The sequence below is a fragment of the Kitasatospora sp. NPDC022856 genome, from assembly GCF_055561235.1.
This window is the reverse complement of the sequence record NZ_JBVHHE010000001.1, coordinates 255,710-278,241: the sequence shown is the minus strand read 5'-3', so window position 1 is coordinate 278,241 and position 22,532 is coordinate 255,710. Positions and strand designations below refer to the sequence as shown.

The 22,532-nt window shown below is 74.4% G+C and carries 21 protein-coding genes; 6 read left to right on the top strand and 15 right to left on the bottom strand.

The window, feature by feature from the left end; translation table 11 throughout:
- Positions 1 to 19: 19 nt before the first annotated feature.
- Entirely contained in the window at positions 20 to 565 is a 546-nt protein-coding gene (locus tag ACZ34W_RS01255) for a DUF1707 and FHA domain-containing protein (protein WP_329487357.1), read from the bottom strand.
- Positions 566 to 693: 128 nt separating this feature from the next.
- A complete protein-coding gene (locus ACZ34W_RS01250; protein WP_329487356.1) occupies positions 694 to 1,245 on the bottom strand; it encodes a DUF1697 domain-containing protein in 552 nt (183 codons plus the stop codon).
- Between the two features lie 72 nt (positions 1,246 to 1,317).
- On the opposite strand from ACZ34W_RS01250, the gene ACZ34W_RS01245 reads away from it, so the two are divergent.
- Positions 1,318 to 1,788 carry a pyridoxamine 5'-phosphate oxidase family protein gene (locus ACZ34W_RS01245; protein ID WP_465600550.1) on the top strand — a complete coding sequence of 157 codons (471 nt, stop codon included), beginning with the start codon at positions 1,318 to 1,320 and terminating at the stop codon, positions 1,786 to 1,788.
- Positions 1,789 to 1,834: 46 nt separating this feature from the next.
- Here the strand turns inward: ACZ34W_RS01245 and ACZ34W_RS01240 are convergent, their stop codons facing one another.
- The gene (locus ACZ34W_RS01240) at positions 1,835 to 2,191 is read right to left on the bottom strand and encodes an ArsC/Spx/MgsR family protein (RefSeq protein ID WP_329487354.1); all 357 of its coding nucleotides are present in this window, start codon (positions 2,189 to 2,191) and stop codon (positions 1,835 to 1,837) included.
- Between the two features lie 213 nt (positions 2,192 to 2,404).
- On the opposite strand from ACZ34W_RS01240, the gene ACZ34W_RS01235 reads away from it, so the two are divergent.
- On the top strand, positions 2,405 to 3,622 hold the full coding sequence (locus tag ACZ34W_RS01235) for a cytochrome P450 (protein WP_359838215.1): 1,218 nt from the start codon (positions 2,405 to 2,407) through the stop codon (positions 3,620 to 3,622).
- Positions 3,623 to 3,719: 97 nt separating this feature from the next.
- On the opposite strand, the gene glnA is transcribed toward ACZ34W_RS01235, so the two are convergent.
- Positions 3,720 to 5,132, bottom strand: coding sequence for a type I glutamate--ammonia ligase (gene glnA, locus ACZ34W_RS01230; RefSeq protein ID WP_329487352.1), 1,413 nt, complete (start codon positions 5,130 to 5,132; stop codon positions 3,720 to 3,722).
- A 254-nt stretch (positions 5,133 to 5,386) separates the two neighbouring features.
- Here glnA and ACZ34W_RS01225 point away from each other — a divergent pair, with 254 nt between their 5' ends.
- The gene (locus ACZ34W_RS01225) at positions 5,387 to 5,854 is read left to right on the top strand and encodes an RDD family protein (protein WP_329487351.1); all 468 of its coding nucleotides are present in this window, start codon (positions 5,387 to 5,389) and stop codon (positions 5,852 to 5,854) included.
- Between the two features lie 90 nt (positions 5,855 to 5,944).
- On the opposite strand, the gene ACZ34W_RS01220 is transcribed toward ACZ34W_RS01225, so the two are convergent.
- From ACZ34W_RS01220 to ACZ34W_RS01190, 7 genes are all read right to left on the bottom strand, one after another.
- On the bottom strand, positions 5,945 to 6,634 hold the full coding sequence (locus tag ACZ34W_RS01220) for a DUF4191 domain-containing protein (RefSeq protein WP_329487350.1): 690 nt from the start codon (positions 6,632 to 6,634) through the stop codon (positions 5,945 to 5,947).
- Between the two features lie 127 nt (positions 6,635 to 6,761).
- Entirely contained in the window at positions 6,762 to 6,947 is a 186-nt protein-coding gene (locus ACZ34W_RS01215) for a hypothetical protein (RefSeq protein ID WP_329487349.1), read from the bottom strand.
- A 308-nt stretch (positions 6,948 to 7,255) separates the two neighbouring features.
- Positions 7,256 to 8,212: a lipoyl synthase gene (locus ACZ34W_RS01210; protein WP_329487348.1), complete on the bottom strand. Its 957-nt coding sequence runs from the start codon at positions 8,210 to 8,212 to the stop codon at positions 7,256 to 7,258.
- A 150-nt stretch (positions 8,213 to 8,362) separates the two neighbouring features.
- Positions 8,363 to 9,160: a lipoyl(octanoyl) transferase LipB gene (gene lipB / locus ACZ34W_RS01205; protein ID WP_329487347.1), complete on the bottom strand. Its 798-nt coding sequence runs from the start codon at positions 9,158 to 9,160 to the stop codon at positions 8,363 to 8,365.
- A 171-nt stretch (positions 9,161 to 9,331) separates the two neighbouring features.
- Positions 9,332 to 11,278 (bottom strand): helix-turn-helix domain-containing protein, encoded by a 1,947-nt coding sequence (locus tag ACZ34W_RS01200; protein ID WP_465600540.1) that lies wholly within the window; start codon positions 11,276 to 11,278, stop codon positions 9,332 to 9,334.
- 148 nt (positions 11,279 to 11,426) lie between these two features.
- Complete coding sequence (locus ACZ34W_RS01195; protein WP_465600537.1) at positions 11,427 to 12,827, bottom strand: MFS transporter; 1,401 nt, start codon at positions 12,825 to 12,827, stop codon at positions 11,427 to 11,429.
- A gap of 41 nt (positions 12,828 to 12,868) precedes the next feature.
- Positions 12,869 to 13,630 (bottom strand): 3-hydroxybutyrate dehydrogenase, encoded by a 762-nt coding sequence (locus ACZ34W_RS01190; protein ID WP_465600534.1) that lies wholly within the window; start codon positions 13,628 to 13,630, stop codon positions 12,869 to 12,871.
- Between the two features lie 309 nt (positions 13,631 to 13,939).
- Here ACZ34W_RS01190 and ACZ34W_RS01185 point away from each other — a divergent pair, with 309 nt between their 5' ends.
- On the top strand, positions 13,940 to 15,778 hold the full coding sequence (locus ACZ34W_RS01185) for a regulator (RefSeq protein WP_465600531.1): 1,839 nt from the start codon (positions 13,940 to 13,942) through the stop codon (positions 15,776 to 15,778).
- A 56-nt stretch (positions 15,779 to 15,834) separates the two neighbouring features.
- On the opposite strand, the gene ACZ34W_RS01180 is transcribed toward ACZ34W_RS01185, so the two are convergent.
- The 3 genes from ACZ34W_RS01180 to ACZ34W_RS01170 form a co-directional block, all read right to left on the bottom strand.
- The gene (locus ACZ34W_RS01180; RefSeq protein ID WP_329487341.1) at positions 15,835 to 17,064 is read right to left on the bottom strand and encodes a cation:proton antiporter; all 1,230 of its coding nucleotides are present in this window, start codon (positions 17,062 to 17,064) and stop codon (positions 15,835 to 15,837) included.
- A 104-nt stretch (positions 17,065 to 17,168) separates the two neighbouring features.
- A complete protein-coding gene (locus tag ACZ34W_RS01175) occupies positions 17,169 to 18,500 on the bottom strand; it encodes an FAD-dependent oxidoreductase (RefSeq protein WP_359838204.1) in 1,332 nt (443 codons plus the stop codon).
- Between the two features lie 554 nt (positions 18,501 to 19,054).
- A complete protein-coding gene (locus ACZ34W_RS01170; protein ID WP_465600527.1) occupies positions 19,055 to 19,960 on the bottom strand; it encodes a TIGR01777 family oxidoreductase in 906 nt (301 codons plus the stop codon).
- A 73-nt stretch (positions 19,961 to 20,033) separates the two neighbouring features.
- On the opposite strand from ACZ34W_RS01170, the gene ACZ34W_RS01165 reads away from it, so the two are divergent.
- Together ACZ34W_RS01165 and ACZ34W_RS01160 are read left to right on the top strand one after the other, a co-directional pair.
- Positions 20,034 to 20,531: a GNAT family N-acetyltransferase gene (locus tag ACZ34W_RS01165; protein ID WP_465600524.1), complete on the top strand. Its 498-nt coding sequence runs from the start codon at positions 20,034 to 20,036 to the stop codon at positions 20,529 to 20,531.
- A gap of 208 nt (positions 20,532 to 20,739) precedes the next feature.
- On the top strand, positions 20,740 to 21,783 hold the full coding sequence (locus ACZ34W_RS01160; protein WP_329487337.1) for a DUF2510 domain-containing protein: 1,044 nt from the start codon (positions 20,740 to 20,742) through the stop codon (positions 21,781 to 21,783).
- Positions 21,784 to 21,945: 162 nt separating this feature from the next.
- On the opposite strand, the gene ACZ34W_RS01155 is transcribed toward ACZ34W_RS01160, so the two are convergent.
- Positions 21,946 to 22,461, bottom strand: a complete 516-nt coding sequence (locus tag ACZ34W_RS01155; protein WP_359834374.1) for a DUF4240 domain-containing protein — start codon at positions 22,459 to 22,461, stop codon at positions 21,946 to 21,948.
- Positions 22,462 to 22,532: the final 71 nt, after the last annotated feature.

Below are 22,532 nucleotides of genomic sequence, written 5' to 3'. Positions count from 1 at the left end.
GCCGGGCCCCGGCGCCCGTTCAGCCCGAGGCGAGCCGGAACTCCAGGTTCCCGAACCGGACCTGGTCGCCCGGGCGGACGCGGACGCCGCCCGCGACCCGCAGCCCGTTCACGTGCGTGCCGTTGGTCGAGCCGAGGTCGTACAGCACCCAGTCCTCGCCCTCCCGCCGCAGTTCGGCGTGGTGGCGCGACACCGAGGCGTCGTGCAGCCGCAGCCCCGAGCCCGGCACCCGGCCGATCGTCAACTGCCGTGCGGCGGGGTGCGGCAGGCTCAGTCCGGGCAACCGCTCGATCCGCCAGGCCCCGCGCAACCGCACGCCGAAGGCCGAGAGCTGACCCACCGTCCGCAGGACGAAGCGGCCGAACGGATTGCCGGTCGGCAGGTCGGCCATCGCCCGGTCGAGCTCGGCCCGACTGCCGGCGTGCAGGACGAGTTCCATCCGGCCGAGGAAGGTGTCGTGGGACAGCCGGCCGCTGCCCGCGCCCTCCCGCAGCACCCCGAGCGCCTGGTCGCGCTCGGCCTCGGACGGCCGGACCACGTGCGTCCGGATCTCAGGAGACGTCATGGCCCGATTGTCGGGTCACCCGCCCGTGCCTGTCCAGATTGCCGGACGCGCCGGTCGGCCCGGCGGCCGCCGGCCCGTCCGCCGGCCCGTCCGCCGGCCCGTCCACCCGGCCGTCCGCCGGCCCGGGGTCAGGCCTTCCTGGCGGCGGCCAGGATCTTGACGGTGGTGTGCAGGAAGCGGGCCGTGGCCGAGCCCCGGTAGGACGCGCCGAAGAGCTTGCTGCCGGTCCGCCACTTGCCGTCCCGCAGGTGGATCACCACGTACGCGGCGCCGGCGTCGGCGCCGATCACCTCGTAGTCGCCCTTGGGCGAGGTGTAGGGGACCGGGAAGTCCGCCGGCAGCGGCTCGGAGAGGAAGTTGACCACCAGACGGATCTCCGGGGTGGCCTCGATGCCCGCGAACGGCTCGGCGTCGAGCAGCGCCGCCACCTCGTCCACGGTGCGCAGCATCGTCGGGACGGGGTAGCCGAGCGCCTCGGCCAGGTGCTCCTCGATGCGCCGGGTGAGCGCGGCCCGGTCCGGCTCCGCGGTGCGGAAGAAGACGTTGCCGCTCTGGATGTACGACCGCACGTCGTCGAGGCCCAGCTCGGCGAAGAGGGCGCGCAGCCGCTCCATCTTCACCGTCCGGCCACCGACGTTGAGGGCCCGCAGGAACGCGATGTACGTGGTCGTGGTGGTCACCCGTCCAGTCTGGCACCGGGCACCGACAGCGCCTCCCGGGCACGGTCGGTGCCCGGTGCCAGACTGGAGGCCATGGCTACCTGGCAGGATTTCGAGCGCGAGGCACCGGAGCTGGCCCTCGCCGTGCGGGCCCGTTTCGAGGCGAACAAGCACCACGTCCTGGCGACGCTGCGCGCGGACGGCTCGCCCCGGGTGAGCGGCATCGAGGTGGACTTCCTCCGCGCGGACCTGACGCTCGGGTCGATGCGGGGCGCGCGGAAGGCGCGCGACCTCCAGCGCGATCCCCGCTTCGCGCTGCACAGCACCCCGAGCGACGAGACCCTGGCGGGCGGTGACTCCAAGCTCTCCGGCCGGGCCGTCGAGATCACCGACGAGACCGAGCCGGCCGCCTACGCGGCTGACCTGCCGGAGCCGCCGCCCGGCCCGTTCCAGGCCTTCCGGCTGGAGCTGGAGCAGGCGGTGCACACCACCGTGGGCGACGACCACCTGTGGATCACGTCCTGGCGGCCGGGAGAGCCGGTGCGGCGGATCGAGCGGCACTGACCGGTGCCGGCCGCCCGGTCGCGGCGGCACCGTCCGCTCGCGGGCCCTACGGCAGGACCGACTTGAGGACCTCCGGCGTGCGGGCCACGACGGCGTGGCCGTCCTCCGCGGTGATGATCGGGCGCTGGATCAGGATCGGGTGCTCGGCCATCGCCGCGATCCAGCGCGCCCGGTCCTCCGGCTCCCTGGTCCAGCGCTTCATGCCCAGGTCCTGGGCCGCCTGCTCGTCGAGCCGGGTGATGTCCCACGGCTCCAGCGACAGCCGCTCCAGGACCTGCTCCAGCTCCGCGGCGGTCGGCGGGTCCTCCAGGTAGCGCCGCACGGTGTACTTGGCGCCGGCGGCTTCCAGTGCGCCGAGTGCCGTGCGGCACTTCCCGCAGCGGGGGTTGATCCAGATCTCCATGCCGCCAGGGTACCGACTGCCGGTCCCCGGCCGGGTGAACCCGGGCTCCCGGGAACTACCGTGCGTCCACCGGCGGTTTACGAACCGGCAGCGAGGCCCCGGCAGCGAGGCCCCGGCAGCGAGGCCCCGGCAGCGAGGCCCCGGCAGCGAGGCCCCGGCAGCGAGGCCCCGGCAACGCGGTCTCGGCAGCGGATCGCGGGAGGGGAGCACCGGGTGGACGGCGCGTCGATCATCGAGCGGCTGACGGCCGACAGGGGCATGGCGGACCCGTACCCGCTGTACGCGCGGCTGCACGAGCTGGGCCCCGCCGTGCCGGCCGGGCCCGGTACGGTCCTGGTGGCCGGCCACGCCGCGGCCAACCGGGTGCTGCGCGACCCCGGCTTCGGGCTGGAGGACATCGAGCTGCTGGCGGAGGCGAACGCCGAGGTGGCCCGGCACTCGTCGGTGACCCTGCTCGGCCGCTCGATCCTGCAGCGCAACGCGCCCGACCACGCCCGGGTCCGCTCGCTGATCGCCTCGGCCTTCAACGCCCGCCGGGTGGCGGCGCTGCGACCGGCCGTCGAGGCCGCGGTCGGCCGGCTGCTGGACGCGATGGCGGAGCAGGGCGCGGACGGCTCGCCGGTCGACTTCATGGACGCTTTCGCGTTCCGGCTGCCGGTCGAGGTCATCTGCGAACTCCTCGGCGTCCCGGAGCCGGACCGCTACCGGTTCCGGGCCCTCGCGGGAGACCTGACCGTCGCCCTGGAGCTGGTCCAGGACCTCGCCGAGCTGGCCGTCGCCGACGCCGCCGCCGACGAGCTGTCCGGTTACTTCACCGCGCTCGCCGCCGAGCGCCTGGCCCGTCCCCAGGACGACCTGGTCAGCGACCTCGCCCGGATCGCCGTCGAGGCCCCGGAGCGGATCTCCGGCCGCGAGCTGCTGGCCAACCTGGTGCTGCTGCTGGTGGCCGGCTTCGAGACCACCACCAACCTGCTCGGCAACGGGCTCTCGCTGCTCTTCCGGCACCCGCGCGCGATGGCGGGGCTGCGCACCGGCGCGCTCGCCCCGGCGCGGTTCACCGACGAGGTGCTGCGCCACGACTCGCCGGTCCAGCTCACCACCCGGATCGCGCTGGCCGCCGGGCTCGACGTGGCCGGTGTGCCGACGCCGCCCGGCACGGTGGTGCTGGTCCTGCTGGCCGCGGCCAACCACGACCCGGCCCGCTACCACCGCCCGGAACTCTTCGACCCCACCCGGACGGACAGCCAGCCGCTCAGCTTCGGCGGCGGCGCGCACTTCTGCCTCGGCTCCCAGCTGGCCCGTCTGGAGGCCGAGCTCGCCGTGCCGGCGCTCCTCGACCGCTTCCAGCGACTCGCCCCCGGCGGCGTCCCCACCCGCCGCGACCGCCTCGTCCTCCGCGGCTTCGACACCCTCCCCGTCACCATCCGCTGACCCCGCCGAGCCCGGAACGCACCGTGCCCTGGGGGTCAGCGAAGCGCTGACCCCCAGGGCACGGTGCGAGGCCGAACCGCCGTGCGGCGAGGGCCTTCTAGAGGTCGTAGTACAGCTCGAACTCGTGGGGGTGGGGGCGGAGGGCGATCGGGGCGATCTCGTTGGTGCGCTTGAAGTCGATCCAGGTCTCGATCAGGTCGGGCGTGAAGACGTTGCCCGCGAGCAGGTACTCGTGGTCGGCCTCCAGCGCCTCCAGGACGGCCGGGAGCGAGGACGGCACCTGCGGCACGTTGGCGTGCTCCTCGGGGGCCAGCTCGTACAGGTCCTTGTCGACCGGCTGCAGCGGCTCGATCTTGTTCTTGATGCCGTCGAGGCCGGCCATCAGCATCGCGGCGAACGCGAGGTAGGGGTTGGACGACGGGTCCGGCGCGCGGAACTCGATGCGCTTGGCCTTGGCGTTGGAGCCGGTGATCGGGATCCGGATCGCCGCCGAGCGGTTGCGCTGCGAGTAGACCAGGTTGACCGGGGCCTCGAAGCCGGGCACCAGCCGGTGGTAGGAGTTCACCGACGGGTTGGTGAAGGCGAGCAGCGAGGGGGCGTGCTTCAGCAGGCCGCCGATGTAGTAGCGGGCGGTGTCGGACAGGCCGGCGTAGCCCTGCTCGTCGTAGAAGAGCGGCGAGCCCTCCGTCCACAGCGACTGGTGGACGTGCATGCCCGAGCCGTTGTCGCCGAAGATCGGCTTCGGCATGAAGGTGGCGGTCTTGCCGTTGCGCCACGCGACGTTCTTGATGATGTACTTGAACAGCATCAGGTCGTCGGCGGCGTGCAGCAGCGTGTTGAACTTGTAGTTGATCTCCGCCTGGCCGGCCGTGCCGACCTCGTGGTGCTGGCGCTCGACCTCCAGCCCGGCCGCGGCCAGTTCCAGCGACATCTCGGCGCGCAGGTCGGCGAAGTGGTCGACGGGCGGGATCGGGAAGTAGCCGCCCTTGTACTTGACCTTGTAGCCGCGCACGTCGCCCTCGGCGGAGCCGCTGTTCCAGGCGCCGGCCTCGGAGTCGATGTGGTAGTACGACGCGTTGGCGCTGGTGTCGAAGCGCACCGAGTCGAAGACGTAGAACTCGGCCTCGGGGCCGAAGAACGCGGTGTCGGCGATGCCGGAGGAGGCGAGGTACGCCTCGGCCTTCTTCGCGACGTTGCGCGGGTCACGGCTGTACGCCTCGCCGGTGACCGGGTCCTGGATGAAGAAGTTGATGTTGAGGTGCTTGTCCCTGCGGAAGGGGTCGAGGCGGGCCGTGGCCAGGTCCGGGACGAGTGCCATGTCGGACTCGTGGATGGCCTGGAAGCCGCGGATCGACGAGCCGTCGAACATCAGGGTCTCGGACGGGTCGAAGGTCGCCGCGGGCACGGAGAAGTGCTGCATGACGCCCGGGAGATCGCAGAACCGGACGTCGATGAACTTCACATCGTTGTCCTGAATGAACTGCTTCACTTCGGCGGCGTTGTTGAACATCCATCCTCCTCGGCGTGCGAATGGGGCTCACCCTAGGAACAGGCCGTTTCCGACCGGTGACCCGCTCGTTTCCTGAATGTTAACCGCCGCCCCCGGGCGGGCGGCAAAGTCGTACGCTCCGGGGCAAAACGCTTCGCCGGCCCGGATCGCGCCCTACAAGTGGTCTGGACCACTTGGAAAGCCCCGGGAGACGCGATTCACCCTCCGGGGGAGCCGGTGCCGAGCCGCGCCGTCCGCCCGGTTAGTGTGGATTCGTGGACACCAGAGAAGCGTTGGGATCGTGGATCGACGGCCCGAAGGCGGCCGCCGAGAAGATGGGTGCCGACTTCGGCCACCGCGGTGAGCGCCTCGGACTGCCCAAGGAGGGCACCGGCTCGATCGGCGGCCCGGGCCGGCGCCTGGGCGCGCTGTTCGTCGACGGCTGGCTGATCGCCCTGGTCGCCTACGGGCTGCTGGGCAAGGGCTCGCCGGCCTCGGCGAACCTGTGGACCACCCCGCTGTTCTTCGCCGTCACCGTGCTGCTGCTCGCCACCACGGGCACGACCGTCGGCAAGCGGCTGTTCGGCCTGCGGGTGGTCCGCCTGGACGGCCGCCGCGCGACCATCCCGCAGGTGCTGCTGCGCACCCTGCTGCTCTGCCTGGTGGTGCCGGCCCTGGTGTGGGACCGCGACACCCGCGGCCTGCACGACAAGGCGGTCGGCACGGTCGAGGTCCGCATCTAGCGGACGCCGCCCCTCGGCACCCCCCGGAACGACGAACGGCCCCGCAGCGGAGATTCCGCGGCGGGGCCGTTCGCGTCGATGGGGGAGGGGTCAGCGGACCTGGCCGCCCTTGGGCATCCGGGCGCCCTTGGGCATCGGGCCCTTGGGGATCGGCGCCTTGGAGAGCAGGTCGCCCAGCGCGCGGAGGCGGTCGTTGGTCTCGGTGACCTGGGCGGGCGTGATCGCGCGGGGCAGTCGCATCAGGTGGACCTGCAGCTTCTTGAGCGGGATCTCGCCCTCGCCGGTGCCCACCACGATGTCGTGCACCGGTACGTCGCCGACGACCCGGGCCATCTTCTTCTTCTCGGACGCCAGCAGCTGGCGGACCCGGTTCGGGTTGCCCTCGCCGATCAGCGCGATGCCGGCCCGGCCCACGGCGCGGTAGACCGCGTCCTGGTTACGGGTGACCGCCACCGGGGTGGAGCTCGCGCTCCAGCCTCGCTTGATGTTGTTCAGCACCGCCGCCACGGCCCCCGGCTGCCCTTCCATCTGCCCGAACGCCGCGCGCTCGGCCCGGCGCCCGAAGACGATCGCCATGGCCAGGAAAGCCACGATGAAGCCCAGGATGCCCAGATAGATCGGGTGGTCGATCGCGAAGCCGATGGCGAGGAACACGCCGAAGGTCAGCAGGCCGACGCCGGCGATGATCAGGCCGATCTTGGTGTCGACCTTCTTGGTCATGGTGTATGCCAGGCGGATCTGCTTCAGTCGCCCGGGGTTCTCGGATGTTTCCCTCGCCATAACGCTCATGGTACGTGCCGTCGGTACGGGATAACCAAGCCCGGGTACCCGTTCGCACCGAACCGTGACCCGGGTGCCCCGGGGCGGTCGCGCACAGTGGTCGCGCGGAGGCGGCGCCGGAGGGGCCCTAGCGGCGCGCGGACTCCACCACGGGGCCTCCCGGCACCGTGTCGCGCTCGCGGTCCGCCGCGTAGCGGCGGTTCTCGCAGACCGCGGCCCAGGCGTTGCGCCGGGCCTGTCGCTGCCCGCCCGCGAGCAGTACGCTCTCGGCCAGCCGCAGCGCGGTGCCCACCGACCGGATGCCGACCTGCATGTCGAACAGCTCCTCTTGTGGCGGATCCTGTCGTGGATCTCGTCGCGGATCTCGTGGTGGATCACAGGGTGGATCGTGTGGCGGAAATGATTCGAACGCTTCCATCCTCACCACTCCGTGTTACCAGCCCGTGACCCGTCAGTCAAAGCCCGGTGAACCCGAAGGGGCGGAGCCGTAGCTCCGCCCCTCAGATGGCTCACACCGGACGGCGGCCGGACCGGACCGCGGCCCCGCGGCCGGAACGACCCCGCGGCGGCCTCCGGCCGCAACCGGCCCCGCGGCCGCGGCCGGAACACGACCGGACGCGGTCAGACCGCCGCGGTCCGCTCGCGGTGCTCCAGCGCCTGCCGGTACAGCCGCCCGGCGCGGTACGAGGACCGCACCAGCGGGCCGGACATGACCCCGGCGAAGCCGAGTTCCTCGGCCTCCTGCTGCAGCTCGACGAACTCGTGCGGCTTCACCCAGCGCTCGACCGGGTGGTGGCGCAGCGACGGGCGCAGGTACTGGGTGATGGTGATCAGCTCGCAGCCGGCGCCGACCAGGTCGGCCAGCGCCTGGCTGACCTCCTCGCGGGTCTCGCCCATGCCCAGGATCAGGTTGGACTTGGTCACCAGCCCGGCCGCGCGGGCCTGGGTGATGACGTCCAGAGAACGCTCGTAGCGGAACGCCGGGCGGATCCGCTTGAAGATCCGCGGCACCGTCTCGACGTTGTGCGCCAGCACCTCGGGGCGGGACGAGAAGACCTCGGCCAGCTGCTCCGGGACGGCGTTGAAGTCGGGGATCAGCAGCTCGACGCCGGTGCGGCCGCTCTCGCGGCCGGCGGTCAGCGCGTGCACCTGGCGCACCGTCTCGGCGTACAGCCACGAGCCGCCGTCCGCCAGGTCGTCGCGGGCGACGCCGGTGATGGTGGCGTAGTTGAGGTCCATGGTCACGATGGACTCGGCGACGCGGCGCGGCTCGTCACGGTCGAAGTCGGCGGGCTTGCCGGTGTCGATCTGGCAGAAGTCGCAGCGGCGGGTGCACTGGTCACCGCCGATGAGGAAGGTCGCCTCGCGGTCCTCCCAGCACTCGAAGATGTTGGGGCAGCCGGCCTCCTGGCAGACCGTGTGCAGCCCCTCCTTCTTCACCAGCGACTGGAGGGCGTTGTACTCCGGCCCCATCTTCGCGCGGGTCTTGATCCACTCGGGCTTCCGCTCGATGGGGGTCTCGCTGTTGCGGACCTCCAGGCGGAGCAGCTTCCTGCCGTCGGGTGCGACAGCGGACACGTGCGACTCCTAGAACTAGACGGGGTACCCCCAGGGTACGCCTGTGCTTGTACGGCCTTCGCCGGGCCCGTAGCCCGCAAACGCAGGGCAACGGTGCTACCGGCCGGTAGATTCCCGGGTGGCGAGGTCGGTCGGCCCCCGGGAGCGGGCTCAGCGGCCGAGTGCCGGTTCCGGCAGCTCGGCGAACACCTCCGCCAGGCGCTTCTCGACCACGGACAGCGCCTCGCCGACTTCGAAGTCGCGGCCCAGCTCACCGGAGAGCGAGGCCACGCCCGCGTCCCGGATGCCACAGGGCACGATCCGGTCGAACCAGGTCATGTCCGGATTGCAGTTCAGCGCGAAGCCGTGCATCGTCACCCCGCGCGAGACGCGGACGCCGATCGCGGCGAGCTTGCGGTCGTCGCCGCGCTGCCCGGCGTTGGACGGCGCGTACTCGGGGCCGGCCAGCCGCGGGTCGATGCCCAGTGGCAGGCCCATCCGCAGGGTGAGCTTGCCGATGTCCACCACCTGCGCCGGGTCGACCACCGCGTCCGGGATGCTGGCGCCGAGCACCCAGACCCCGCTGCGGCCCTCGATCCGGGTGGTCTCCACGCCGAACTCGCCGCAGGCCCGGATCAGGGCCTCCTCCAGCCGGCGCACGTAGGCGACGACGTCCATCGGCTCGGGGAGCTTCACGATCGGGTAGCCGACCAGCTGGCCGGGGCCGTGCCAGGTGATCTCGCCGCCCCGGTTGACCTCGACCACCGGCGTGCCGTCCAGCGGCAGGTCGGCCGGGTTGGTGCGGCGGCCCATGGTGTACACCGGGGGGTGCTCCAGCAGCAGCACGGTGTCGGGGATCTCGTCCGCGACCCGCAGGGCGTGCAGCCGCTGCTGCTCCTCCCAGGCCTCCTGGTAGGGGACGGCACCTTCGCCGGTGCCCAGGCGCACGAACCGTACGTTCCCGCTCATGCGCCCACCTCGTCGCGCTCTGTGGCCACTGCTGCTCCTTGCCCGGCGTTCGAGACCAACCTCGCCACTGTACGCCCGAGCCCCGGCCGGTCGTTCAGGTGCCCGAATGCGGTGGACGACCGGCCCGAACCGCCCGCAGCGACCCCGGGAGCGCCCCGGGGAGGCCCCGGCTCAGGCGCCGGCGAGCAGTTGGAGGCGCAGCGCCAGCTGGAGCTCCAGCGCGCGCTCGGGACGGTTCCAGTCCGGGCCCAGCAGCGCCTCGACCCGGTCCAGCCGCTGCACCACGGTGTTCACGTGCACGTGCAGCTCGTCCTTGGCCCGGGTCAGGCTGCCGCCGCAGTCGAAGTAGGCGCGCAGGGTGCGGACCAGTTCGGTGCCGCGCCGGGCGTCGTAGTCCAGCAGCGGGCCGAGGGTCGCGCCGACGAAGCCGTCGACGTCGTGGCCGTCGCCGAGCAGCACGCCGAAGAAGCCCAGGTCGCGGGCCGAGGCGCCGTCCCCGGCCCGGCCGAGCACCCGCAGGGCCCGGACGCAGCGCAGGCCCTCGGCGTACGAGGAGGCCAGCGCGACCGGCCCGGCGGCGGGACGGCCGACGCCCACGGTGACCGGGAAGCCGGCCAGCCGGGCCAGCCGCTCGGCGGCCAGCTCGGCCGCCTGCTGGGCGGACGCCGGGCCCGCCGTGCCCGCGGGGCCCGTCGGCGCGTCCTCCGGGAGCAGCAGGACCACGGCCTCGCCGTGCTCCGCGCTGATGCCTCGCGAGCCGAACAGGTAGCGCCCCGCCGCGCCCGCCAGCCGGCCGCGGTCGGTCGCCGCGGCGCCGGGGGCGCCGGCCGGCTCCGCCACCAGCACCAGGTGCGGGCGGCCGAGGTCCACGCCGAGCCGGCGCCCGCGCGCGGTCAGGCCGGCCGGGTCGCGGTCGGGGGCGGTCAGCAGGTCGGCCAGCAGCTCGCCGCGGACCCGGTTCTCGGTCTCGGCCACCGAGCGGCGCAGCAGCAGGAGCAGCGCGGTGACCACGGCGGCCCGTTCGAACAGCCGCCGGTCGGCGTCCTCCAGGCCCGGCCGCCCGCGCAGCACGAGGGTGCCCAGCGGCTCCTGGCCGGCCAGCACGGCGCAGACCCAGTCCTCGCCGTGCCGCACCGACCGGCCCTCGGCCCGGGAGGCGGCGACGGCCCCGGCCAGCCCCTCGGCGGGTCCGGCCCGGCCGGCCAGCGGGTCGCCCTCGGTGTCCAGGACCGCCACCTCGCCGCCCAGCAGGGCGGCGACCTCGGCGGCGACGTCCGGCACCTCGGCGCCGCGCAGCACCAGGTCGGTGAGCCGGTCGTGGCCCTGCTCGGCCCGCTGGACGGCGGCGGCGTGGGCCCGGATCAGTTCGTTGGCGCTGTTCAGCCCGGCCAGCGCGGCCCGGGTGTCGGCCAGCGACTTGGCGGTGTCCAGCGCGATCGCGGCGTGCGCGGCCAGCGAGCAGAGCAGCGCGACCTCGTCGGGGGAGAAGGCGCGCGGGGCGCGGTCGGCGGCGAACAGCACGCCGATCACCCGGCCGCCGAGCAGCAGCGGCACTCCGATGATCGCCACCAGGCCCTCGTCCAGCACGCCCGCGTCGATCGTGCCGGTGTGGTGGAACCGCTCGTCGGTCCGGTAGTCGGGGGTGGCGTACGGGCGGGCGGTCTGGGCGACCAGGCCGCCGAGGCCGTCGCCCAGGCTCAGCCGCAGGGTCTGGAAGAGCACCGAGACGGAGCCGTCGGTGACCCGCATGTAGGTGTCGCCGGCGGCCTCGTCCGGGAGGGTCAGATAGGCGGTGTCGGTGCCGAGCAGCAGCCGGGCCCGGCGGACGATCGCCTGGAGCACGGTGTCCAGGTCCCGGGAGGCGGCGAGGTCCCCGGCGGTGTCGAAGAGCGCCGTCAGCTCGGCCTCGCGGCGGCGGTGCTGACGCAGCGTCCGGTGCACCCGCAGCGCCTGCCAGGTGGCGTCGTCGATCGCGCTCAGCACGGCGGCCGGCGCCCCCCGGCGGCGGGCGTCGGCCAGCACCTCGGCGAAGTCCTCGGTGGCGGCCCCGGAGGCCAGGAGGTCGAGCAACCGCCGTAGCGCGGGCGCCGCGCCGGTCTCGGGACGGGGGTCGTTCACGGTACGGCCGCCAATCGGCAGTGGGTCGCTACCCCAGGGACGGAAGCGCGATCGTAGCCGCTCGGCCCGGCGGGCGCGGGTGGCCGGTGCGGGTGACCGGTGCGGGTGACCGGCGCGCACGGGGTCGTGGGCGCCGGCCACCGGTCCGTCAGGCCCGCGCGGTCTTGGTGACGGCGGCGCTCTCCGGCGCACCCGCCACCCGGTCCTGCGCACCGGCCTCCGGGTCGGCCGCGGTCAGGTCACGGCCGCGGGTCTCCCGGGCGCAGAGCACCGCGAGGACGGTGATCACCGCCGCGACGGCGACGTACACCGCGATCGGCGTCGAGCTGCCGTAGTCCTTCAGCAGCGCCGTCGCGATCAGCGGGGCCGGGGCGCCGGCCGCCACCGAGGCGAACTGGGCGCCGATGGAGGCGCCCGAGTAGCGCATCCGGGTCGCGAACATCTCGGAGAAGAAGGCCGCCTGCGGTGCGTACATCGCGCTGTGGAAGACCAGTCCGACGGTCACCGCCAGCAGCAGCGAGCCGAACGAGCGGGTGTCCACCAGCCCGAAGAAGACGAACGCCCAGACCCCGACGCCCACCGCGCCCACCAGGTACACCGGCTTGCGCCCGACCCGGTCGGAGAGCGCCCCGAACACCGGGATCAGCGCGAACTGGATCGCCGAGGCGATCAGCACCGCGTTCAGCGCGGTCTGCTTCGGCAGGTGCACCTGGGTCACCGCGTAGGCCAGCACGAAGGTGGTCATCACGTAGTACGAGATGTTCTCCGCCATCCGGGCGCCCATCGCCACCAGCACCTCCCGCCAGTGGTGGCGCAACACCGCCACCAGCGGGGGCTGCTCCACCGCCCGGCCGGCCGCCTTCCGGGCCTCGGCGGCCGCCAGCGCCTGCTGGAACAGCGGCGACTCGTCCACCGCCAGCCGGATCCACATGCCGACCGCCACCAGCAGCGCCGACAGCAGGAACGGCACCCGCCAGCCCCAGGACAGGAAGGCGGCGTCCGACTGCACGGTGGTGAGCAGCGACAGCACGCCCGCCGCCAGCAGGTTGCCCGCCGGGGCGCCGCCCTGCGGCCAGGACGCCCAGAAGCCACGCCTGCGCGCGTCCCCGTGCTCGGAGACCAGCAGGACCGCGCCGCCCCACTCGCCGCCGAGCGCGAAGCCCTGCACCAGCCGCAGCACGGTCAGCAGCACCGGCGCGGCGGCGCCGATCTGGTGGTACGTCGGCAGCAGGCCGATCAGCGTGGTCGAGCCGCCCATCAGCAGCAGGCTCACCACCAGCAGCCGCTTGCGGCCTACCCGGTCGCCGAAGTGCCCGAAGACCAGCGCGCCCAGCGGCCGGGCGGCGAAGCCGATCGCGTAGGTGAGGAAGGCGAGCAGGGTCCCGGTCAGCGGATCGCTCGCCGGGAAGAACACCTTGCCGAACACGAGCGCCGCGGCCGTGCCGTAGAGGAAGTAGTCGTACCACTCGATGGTGGTGCCGATGAGGCTGGCGCCGACCACCTTCCAGAGGGGGGAGCCTGGTCTCGCGACGGCGGGGGAACTGGCCATGGGCGGGGTCACCTCGAAGGGGGGAGTGGGGTGCGGGGGCATCAGCGGGCCGTCCAGCCGCCGTCGACGGGGAGGCTGGCGCCGGTGATGTAGGAGGCGTGCGCGGAGCAGAGCCAGAGGGCCAGCTGCGCCACCTCGACGGGTTCGATCAGCCGCTTGACGGCGGGTCGGTCGAGCATGATCTGCTCCACCACCTCGTCCTCGCGGATGCCGTGCGCGAGCGCCTGGTCGGCGATCTGCCGCTCCACCAGCGGGGTGCGCACGTACCCCGGGTTGACGCAGTTGCTGGTGACGCCGTGGGGCGCGCCCTCCAGCGCGACCGTCTTGCTCAGACCCTCCAGGGCGTGCTTCGCCGTCACGTAGCCCGACTTGAAGGCGCTGGCCCGCAGGCCGTGCACGGAGGAGATGTTGACCACCCGCCCCCAGCCCCGCGCGTACATGTGGGGCAGGGTGCGGCGCAGGATGCGGAACGGGGCCTCGACCATCACCCGCTGGATCAGGGTGAAGCGCTCGATCGGGAACTCGTGGACGGGCGCGACGTGCTGGAGACCGGCGTTGTTGACCACGATGTCGGCGTCGTCCGGCAGCGCCTCCACCGCCTCCGGGGCGGCGAGGTCGGCGACGTGCGCCACGCCGCCGATCCGCGCGGCGAGCTCCCGGGCCGGGGCGGCCGCGAGGTCGACGACGTAGACCCGGGCGCCGGCCTCCGCGAAGGCTTCGGCGCAGGCCCGGCCGATGCCCGAGGCGGCCCCGGTGACCAGGGCCGTACGGCCTTCGAGCGGGCGGGCTGAAGTGGTGTCCATGGCCGAGAACGGTAGGAAGTCGTCGGCCCGGCTCCCATGTGATGGCGTACCACAGCGGCCGGGCGCCCTGTGGTGGTCACCGCTACGAGGGCCGATCGGCGGTTCGGCCGCCCCGGGCCAAACCCGTGCCGGTCGGGCTTCCCCACAATGGGCGCCGATGCTTCACCCGTTCGGAGGATTGCTCGGTCAGAACCGCCCATAGCGCCCGAATGCTCGCTACATTCACGCCGATTCCCGACAGGGGGCGCCGCCACAGGCAGCCGAAGTGCTGGTGGAGCCGGTACGGCGTCCGAGAGGTGTTGACTGACTATGCCCCAACGGCCTGCAACCGACAGCCCGGCGTACGGACCGCTCGACCCGCTCGACCAGCACCGAGGTCCGGTCGGCCGGGCCCTTCCGGACGCCCCCGAGGCCCCGGCCGCCGACGATATGCGGCTGCCCGCGCAGGTCACGACCGCACGGCACCGGAGCGCCCCGGCGCCCGCGGACGCGCCCGTCGCACCCGCGCCCGCCCCGCCACCGGCCGCGGTGAGCACCGGTCCGGCTCCGCAGAACGGCCAGCTGGCCGCCCTGATCGAGGAGGCCGGCTTCTCGCACGCCGGCCTGGCCCGCCGGGTCGACCAGCTCGGCCTGGAGCACGGCCTGGACCTGCGGTACGACAAGACCTCGGTCACCCGCTGGCTCCGCGGCCAGCAGCCGCGCGGGGCCACCCCGGCGCTGATCGCCGAGGTGTTCACCCGCCGGCTCGGCCGCCGCCTCACCGCCCAGGACCTCGGCCTGGACGCCTGCGCCCCGGTCTACGCCGGCCTGGAGTTCGCCGAGACGCCGCAGGAGGCGGTGGACATCGTGGCGAGCATGTGGCGCAAGGACAACGGCCCGCAGTCCGAGCTGCGCCGGATCGCCTTCACCCCGGCCGGCCTGGTCGTCCCCAGCCGGGACTGGCTGATCGGCCGCACCGACGAGCGGGTCGCCCGGGACGGCTCCACGCTGCCCCGGCCGGACACCGCCGCCGGCCCGGCGCCCAGCGGTCCGGCCGGGCCCGGCGGCCCGTCCGCACCCCAGGCGCGCGCTGCGGCGCCCGGAGCGTCCCCCGCGCGCCCGGCCCGCGGCGGGGCCGGCGCACCGCCGGCCCCGGCCGCCTCGGCCGCCGCGCTCGGCCGGGTGCCGACCCAGAGCCGTCGGCCGCCGACCGCCGTCGAGCCGCCGTACACCGACCCGGCCCGCGAGCCGAGGCCCGCGCTGCGCGTCGGCCGGGGCGACATCGCCGCCATCCGCGCCGTCGGGGACCTCTTCCGCGCGCTGGACCACGCCTACGGCGGCGGACACGCCCGCCAGGCGTTGGTCCGCTACCTGGAGAGCGAGGCCGAGCCGATGCTGCGCGGCCGCTACGGCGAGCAGATCGGGCGGGCGCTCTTCGGGGCCGTCGCCGACCTGACCAGGCTCGCCGGCTGGACGTCCTTCGACATCGCCGCGCACGGCCTGGCCCAGCGCTACTTCGTCCAGGCCCTGCGGCTCTCCCAGGCCGCAGGGGACCGCGCGCTCGGCGGCTACATCCTGGTGACGATGAGCCAGCAGGCCGTCCACCTGGGCCACGGCCGGGAGGCGGTCCAGCTGGCCCGGGTCGCCCAGCAGGGCGTGGGCACCGCCGTGCCGCCCACCGTGCAGTCGCTGCTGCACGCCGCCGAGGCGCGCGGCCACGGCCTGCTGGGCGACGTCCGCTCCTGCACCACCGCCCTGGTCCGCTCCGAGCGGGCCCTGGCCGGCGCCCGGGCCGGCGATGAACTGCCGTCCTGGGCGCGCTACTTCGACGAAGCGCAGCTCTCCGACGAGTTCGCCCACTGCTACCGGGACCTCCAGCAGTGGCGGACGGCGGCGCAGCACGCCGAGAAGTCCCTGCGGCTGCGCTCGCCCGCCTACGCCCGCAGCCGGATCTTCTGCCGGATGGTGCTGGCCACCGCCCGGCTCGGCATGGGGGACTTGGACGAGGCGTGCACCATGGCCACCGACGCGTTGCGGGCGGCCGGGGAGATGCGCTCGGCCCGTTCGCTGGAGTACGTCCGGGACTTCCACCGCCGGCTCACCCCCTACCGGGGCAGTCCGGTGGCCCGCGCCTTCGAGGAGACGGCGCGCCAGGCGGGGGTGATCTGACGACGGCCCGCGCCGGGGCCGCCCGGCCGGGCCCGGCGGCCGGCCCGCTGCGGCGGCTACCAGCTCTCGGCGTTGACCCGCTGCCGGTCGCCCCCGGCGGCCGGTGGGCGGGCGCTCCCGCGCAGCCGCTGGGCGAGCAACGGGAAGGCCAGGACGGAGAGCATGCCCGCGCCGACCAGCGCGGCCGCGGTGGAGGACGGCAGGTGCCCGGCGTCCACCTCGATCGTGGTGATCACCACGACCAGCGGCAGCGCGGTCGCGCCGTACAGGCCGAGCGCCGCCCGGTCGTGGCGGCCCAGCCCGATCGGGGCGAGGAGGGCCGCCGGCAGTCCGCGCACGGCCAGGAGCAGCAGCAGGAACACCGGGACGAGCAGCAGGCCGCCCGGGTCCCGGAGCAGCGCCTCCAGGTCGAACTTCATCCCGCTGACCACGAAGAACACCGGCACGAGGAAGCCGAAGCCGATGCCCTCCAGCTTGGCCTCGATGACCTCCTCCGTGGCCTCGGGCACGTCGGTCAGCAGCAGATGGGAGACGATCCCGGCGGTGAAGGCGCCGAGCAGCATGTCCAGGTCGAGCCAGACCGCGGCGGACACCATCGCGGTCAGCACCAGGATCACCGTGCGGATCGCGAACTGGCCGGAGGTGCGCAGGGTGCGGCGGATCAGCCGGGTCACCCAGTCCGGCCGGGGCCGCCGGGCGAAGCCGACGGCGGCCGTCGTGATCACCGCGAAGACGGCCAGGATGACGGCGGTCCTGGCCGGGCTGTTGCCGCTGAGCAGGATCGCGACCGCGATGATCGGCCCGAACTCGCCGACCGCGCCGGTGGCCATCACCAGCGAGCCGAACGGCGTCGGCAGCTCCCCGGAGTCGCGCAGGATCGGCAGGATGGTGCCGAGCGCGGTGGTGGTGAGCGCGAGCCCGGCGAAGGCGCCGTTCAGCGGGTCCCGGTTGACCATGGCGCCCACGCCGAGGGCCACCACCAGGGACACCAGCCACGCGGCGCCCGCCCGCTTCAGCGGGCCGCCGCGCAGCTTGGCGAAGTCGATCTCGTAACCGGCCAGGAACATCAGCATCGCCAGGCCGAACTCGGAGAGCGCGTCGACCAGCCCGTCGACCTGCGCCCAGTCCAGGACGTCGGGGCCGATCAGGACGCCGAGCACGATCTCGAACACCACCGTGGGCACGGCGACCCACCGCAGCAGCCGGTCGGCCAGCAGCGGGGCGGCCACGGCGGCGGCCGGGATCAGGATCAGTGCGAGCGGGTCGATCCGGCAGTCGGCGCTCACCGGGCGAGGGGCCCGGGGTCCTGGACGGAAAACGTCCGATTAGCGGTCATATCGGCATACTGGCACGCCGTGGCGTGCCGTCCCGGCAGCCCGGCGGCCGCGTGTTACGCCGCCGCCTCCGCCTCCCGGGCGGAGACCGGCAGCCCGAGGTCGCGCGCCACGGCCAGGGCCGCCCGCCGCCCCGACACCAGGGCGCCCTGGACGCTGCTGGTGTCCCGGTGGTCGCCGCAGACGTACAGCCCGGCCAGCAGGCGCACCGGGCGGCGGTTGTTGTGCGGCGGCGGCATGGCCGGCACCGCGTCCGGGACGTGGCGCACGCTCAGGAACTGCCAGCCCTTCGTCGGGACGCCATACAGCTCCGCCAGCCGGGCCCGCACCGCGGGTTCGAGCGCGGCGGGCCCGCCGGAGTCGAAGGAGCGCCGCCCCAGCACGGTGGTGGCGATCAGGGCCTGCCCGGGCGGGGCGTACGAGTGGTGCAGCTCGCTGAGCACCAGGGAGTGCGAGACCAGCGGCGGGTGGCCGTTCGGCCGGTCGCCGTCCAGCAGCAGGACGGCCTCGCCGATCGGCGCCCGGTCGGCCGCGTGGTAGAAGGTCGTGACGGGGTGGAAGTCCGGCAGCCGCAGCCCGGGCAGTAGCGCGGCGGCCGAGCGTGCGTCGGTCGCCACCACGACGGCCTGGGCGCCGATCCGGCCATGGCCGGCGGTCTCCACGCCGTCGGCCGCGATCGAGGTGACCCGCACGCCGGGCCGCAGGGTGTCGGCCGGCAGGGCGGCGGCCACCTGGGCCGGGACGGCCGCGATCCCGTCAGCGGGCAGACAGAGGCGGCCGCGCGCGTAGCAGCGCAGCACCAGGTCGGCGATCCGGCTGCTGGTGCCCAGGGCCGGATCGCTGAGCAGGGCGCCGAGCAGCGGCCGCAGGAAGCCGTCGACGGTGCGCGGGGCGAGCCCGCGTTCGCCGAGCGCGCGGGCGGTGGTGGTCTCCGGCCGGGCCTGCAGTCGGCCGGCCGGGGTGGCGGCCAGCCGGCTGAGCCAGCTGCCCAGCCGGGCCTTATCCAGCGGACTGCCCAGCGGGGCCCGCGAGGCCGCCTGGCGGGCGGCGGTCAACTGCGGGTCCCCGGCGCGGTAGCGGCGGCCCCCGCTGTGCACGAGCACGCCGGGCGCGAGCGGGTGCAGGCCGAGCCGGTCCAGGTCGAGCGCCCGGCTCAGCTCGGGGTACGCGGTGTTCAGCAACTGGCTGCCGTGGTCGAGCCGGAAGCCGTCCAGCTCGCGGGTGGCCATCCGGCCGCCGATCCGGCCCGAGGCCTCCAGGACCTGGACGGTCAGGCCGTAGCCGGTGAGCGCGCGGGCGGCGGCCAGGCCCGCGAGTCCGGCCCCCACCACGACGACGTCCGGATCGGACTGTCGGCGGGTGCGGCGGGTGAAGTCGTATGTGGGCACTGGCGTGCTCCCTCCCTGGTCCCGGAGCTTCGGCCGACGCAGGCAGCGGGGTGCCGGGACACGGTCCGACGGTGTGATGCCCAGTCAGTACGAGCGTCAGACAAGCACACCGGGCCTTATCCGGGTCCCGGGGAGGGTTCGACAGCATGCGGTGGGGGCGCGGTCACACACGGTGCCCGCAAGTGGTCCGGTTCGGGCTCCACGGGCGCGCACCGTCACCAGGGGCGTGCGGCGCGCCTGGTTCGTGCTCCCGTGCGCCCCCTCCCGGAGCCCCGCCCGACCCCCGCTCGGCATATGCCCCCGGCCAGGGCTGATGCCGTAGCGGGCGTACGCGGGCGGCCCGGGCGGGGCATCCGCGCCCGGACCACTCGGCCTACCGCAGGCGCCCTACCGGACGCGCCCGCTCCGCGCGCACCCCGCGGCCGCCCGGAGCGGCCGCCACCATGCCGCCCCGCGGCGACGGCACCGCCGCGACCGCACGGCACCGCCGCGACCGCACGGCACCGCCGCGACGGCTCCGCCAGTCGCGGAACCGCCGCGACGCCGCCCCGCCGCTAGAGTGCCGCCCGCACCGCCGAGTCCACGTCCGGGTGCTCGAAGCGGAAGCCGGCCTCCAGCAGCCGCCGCGGTACCACCCGGTGGCTGCCGGTCACCTCGACGGCCAGCTCGCCCAGCACCGTCTTGAGCGCCGCCTCCGGCACCGGGAACGGCGTCGGCCGCTTCAGCGCCCGGCCGAGCGCCGCCGTCAGCTCGGCGTTGGTGACCGGCTCCGGCGCGCTGAGGTTGAACGCGCCGCTCAGGTCGTCGCGGTCGATCAGGAACCGCAGTGCGGCGACCTCGTCCGCCAGTGAGATGAAGCTCCAGTACTGCCGGCCGTCGCCGAGCCGCCCGCCGAGCCCCAGGCGGAACAGCGGGAAGAGCCGGCCGCCGGCCCCGCCCGCGGCCGAGAGCACCAGCCCGGTGCGCGGGTGGACCACCCGGATCCCGGCCCGTTCGGCGGGCCGCGCGGAGGCCTCCCACTCGACGCAGACCTCGGCGAGGAAGTCGTCCCCGGCGGGCGAGTCCTCGTCGATCACCCGGTCGCCGGTCTGGCCGTAGTAGCCGACGGCCGAGGCGCTGACGAAGACCCGGGGCGGCTTGTCGAGTTCGGCCATCGCGACGGCCAGCGTCTCGGTGCCGAGCACCCGGCTCTCCCGGATCTCGCGCTTGTACGCGTCGGTCCAGCGGCGGTCGCCGACCCCGGCGCCCGCCAGGTGCACCACCGCCTCGACGCCGGCCAGCCCGGCCCGGTCCACCTGGCCCAGCAGCGGGTTCCAGCCGATCGCCGTCGTCCCGTCCGGCCGCGGACCGGTTCTGGAGCGGTGCCGGACCAGCCGGACCACCTCGTGGCCGTCGGCCAGCAGCGAGCGGACGAGTGTCGAGCCGATCAATCCCGTGGATCCTGTGACCGCGATGCGCATGGGCCCATCCTCGCAGTTTCCGGCGGCCGGAACTCCGTATCCACCCCGGGCGCGGCTGACTAGCATGGCGCGCATGCACGCCGAAGATCTGATCATCCGTCCCGCGCAGACCGAGGACGAGAAGGAACTCTCCGCGCTCAACCGGGCCGCCTGGTCCTGGCAGAGCGACGTCGCCCCGCAGCCGGCCGAGGGGGACACCGTGTTCGACGAGCGCCACACCCCGGACCAGTTCCTGCTCGCCCTGCTGGGCGGCCGGATCGTCGGCTACATCCGGGTGGTTCCGCCCACCCCGCTGGCCAGTAACGGGCACGTGCGGCAGATCCAGGGGCTGGCGGTCTCCGCCGGGGCCCGCGGCCGGGGCGTCGGCCGGGCGCTGGTGGAGGCGGGCTGTGCGGCCGCCGCGGAGCAGGGGGCGCGCCGGATCACCCTGCGGGTGCTCGGGCACAACGCCCCGGCCCGCCGCCTCTACGAGGCCTGCGGCTTCGTGGTCGAGGGTTCGCTCGCCGAGGAGTTCCTGATCGACGGCCGGTACGTGGACGACATCTGGATGGCCCGTTCACTGCTGGACTGACCCCGCACTCCGCTCGGCTGACCCCGCGCTCCGCCCTCCCGCGCCTGGCGGGTCACCCGTCGGCCCCTCCGGCGCGGCGGGTGGGTCGCGTGCCGCCTCCCGGGGCCCGAGTCGCTGACGGGACGTCAGATCAGGGTCCCCGGGGTGGTGCAGACTCGTGACAAACCCAACCTGTCTGGAGCAGTGCCGCGCCGGGTACCGTACGGCCGTGAGCAACTCGACGCCTCCCGGGTGGTACCCGGTACCGGGTGCGGACGGCACGCCCGGTCATGAGCGCTGGTGGGACGGCAACGCCTGGACCAGCGACGTCCGCCCCCTCCAGGCGGGCGGCGGCGGGCTCGCCGACGCCCCGACCCAGGTCTCCTGGCAGACCCCGCAGCAGCCCGCCCCCGTCTCCCCGCCGCCCGCGTACGGCTACGGCGCGCCCCAGCAGGGCACGCCCGGCTACGGCTACCCGACGCCGGACCAGCAGGCCTACGGCTACCCGCAGGGCGGCTATCCGCCGTCGCCGCCGCCGCCCGGCCGGATGAAGCCGGGCGCGGTCGTGGGGATCGTGGTCGGCGTGCTGGCCGTGGTCGGCGTGGTCGCCGCGATCGCCCTCAACAGCGGCGGCGATCCCAAGGCCGACCCGGAGCCGGTGCCGACGGTCACCGTCACCGACACCCCGAGCCGGACGCCGAGCCCCGGCCCGACCACGCGCACACCCGCGCCCACGCCCACGCCGGCCCCCAGCCTGCCGCCGGTGCCGGTGGTCAAGGACACCGCCGCGGACGCCCAGCACTCCATCACGGTGCCGATCTTCCAGGGCTGGGACTCGCAGACCGACACCACGCACTCGACGGTCTTCCTGGGCAGCGGCCGCTACACCTGCCCGAGCGGCGGCTCCTGCATCAGGGGCCAGTTCTCGGTGGAGAAGGACACCATCTCGGGAGCCTCGGCCCGGGCGGCGGCGGAGGCGGCGATGCCCACCTACGCGGCGGCGATCTTCACCGGGATCACCTCGCACACCGACGCGGGCTCCGCCAACACCACCGTGGCGGGCGTCTCCGGCTACGCGGTGCGGTGGCACATCACCACCTCGGACGGCACCAAGGGCTACATCCTGCTGGCGGCCGTCCCGGCCAAGGGCGGTGGCTTCGTGGCCTTCGAGGGCGGGGTCGACGACGCCGCGGGCGCACCCGATCCCACCGTGCTCGACCAGATCCTCAAGGGCATCAAGCAGGACGGCAGCGGCTCCGGCTCCGGCACCTGAGCCCGGGCGTCCGACGCCACCGGCACCCCGAGCGGGTGTCCGAGCCACCCGCTCGGGCACCCGCTCCGGCGTTCCGGCCGCCGCCGGGCCGGACCTCCCGCCGGGCCGGACCTCCCGCCGGGCCGGACCCTTCGCCGGGCCGCTCCTGGTACCGCTCCCGGGTCAGTCCCCGTACCGCTCCCAGAGCTTGGGGAACCGTTTTGCCATCGTGTCCGGGTCCTCGAAGTCCAGCGCGGTGCCGGCCGGCCGCGCGGGCTGCCGGTCGCCCACCTCGGGCAGCGGCAGCCCGGTCAACTGCTCGTACGCCTCGTCGGCCGCGTAGCCCAGGTCCTCGGCCTCGCCGTCCTCCTCCTCGTCGAACTCCGGGAGCAGGTCGGCCAGATCGTCCGGCTCGTGCAGGCCGCCCTCGAACACCTCCCGCCCCTGGCCGATCAGCCAGCAGCGGAAGTAGTCGAAGGTGTCCTCGGAGGCGCCGTCCAGCAGCAGGTGGGCCGCGCCCCACAGGTCGGTCCGGTAGGCGCGCTGGAACCGGGCCTCGAAGAGCCGCGCGAAGTCGATGACGTCGTCCGGGGTCAGTTGGACGAGCCGTTCCACCAGCCGTTCCGCCTGCTCGTCGGGGTCGCCGTCGGCGTCCTCCCGGGTGTCGTCGATGATCTGCCAGAAGTCGGTCTCGTCCATCACCGCTCCAGCATCCCTGTTCGCCCGCGCGATCGCATGCGATGGGCCCGGCGAAACGCGGGCCGCGCCGG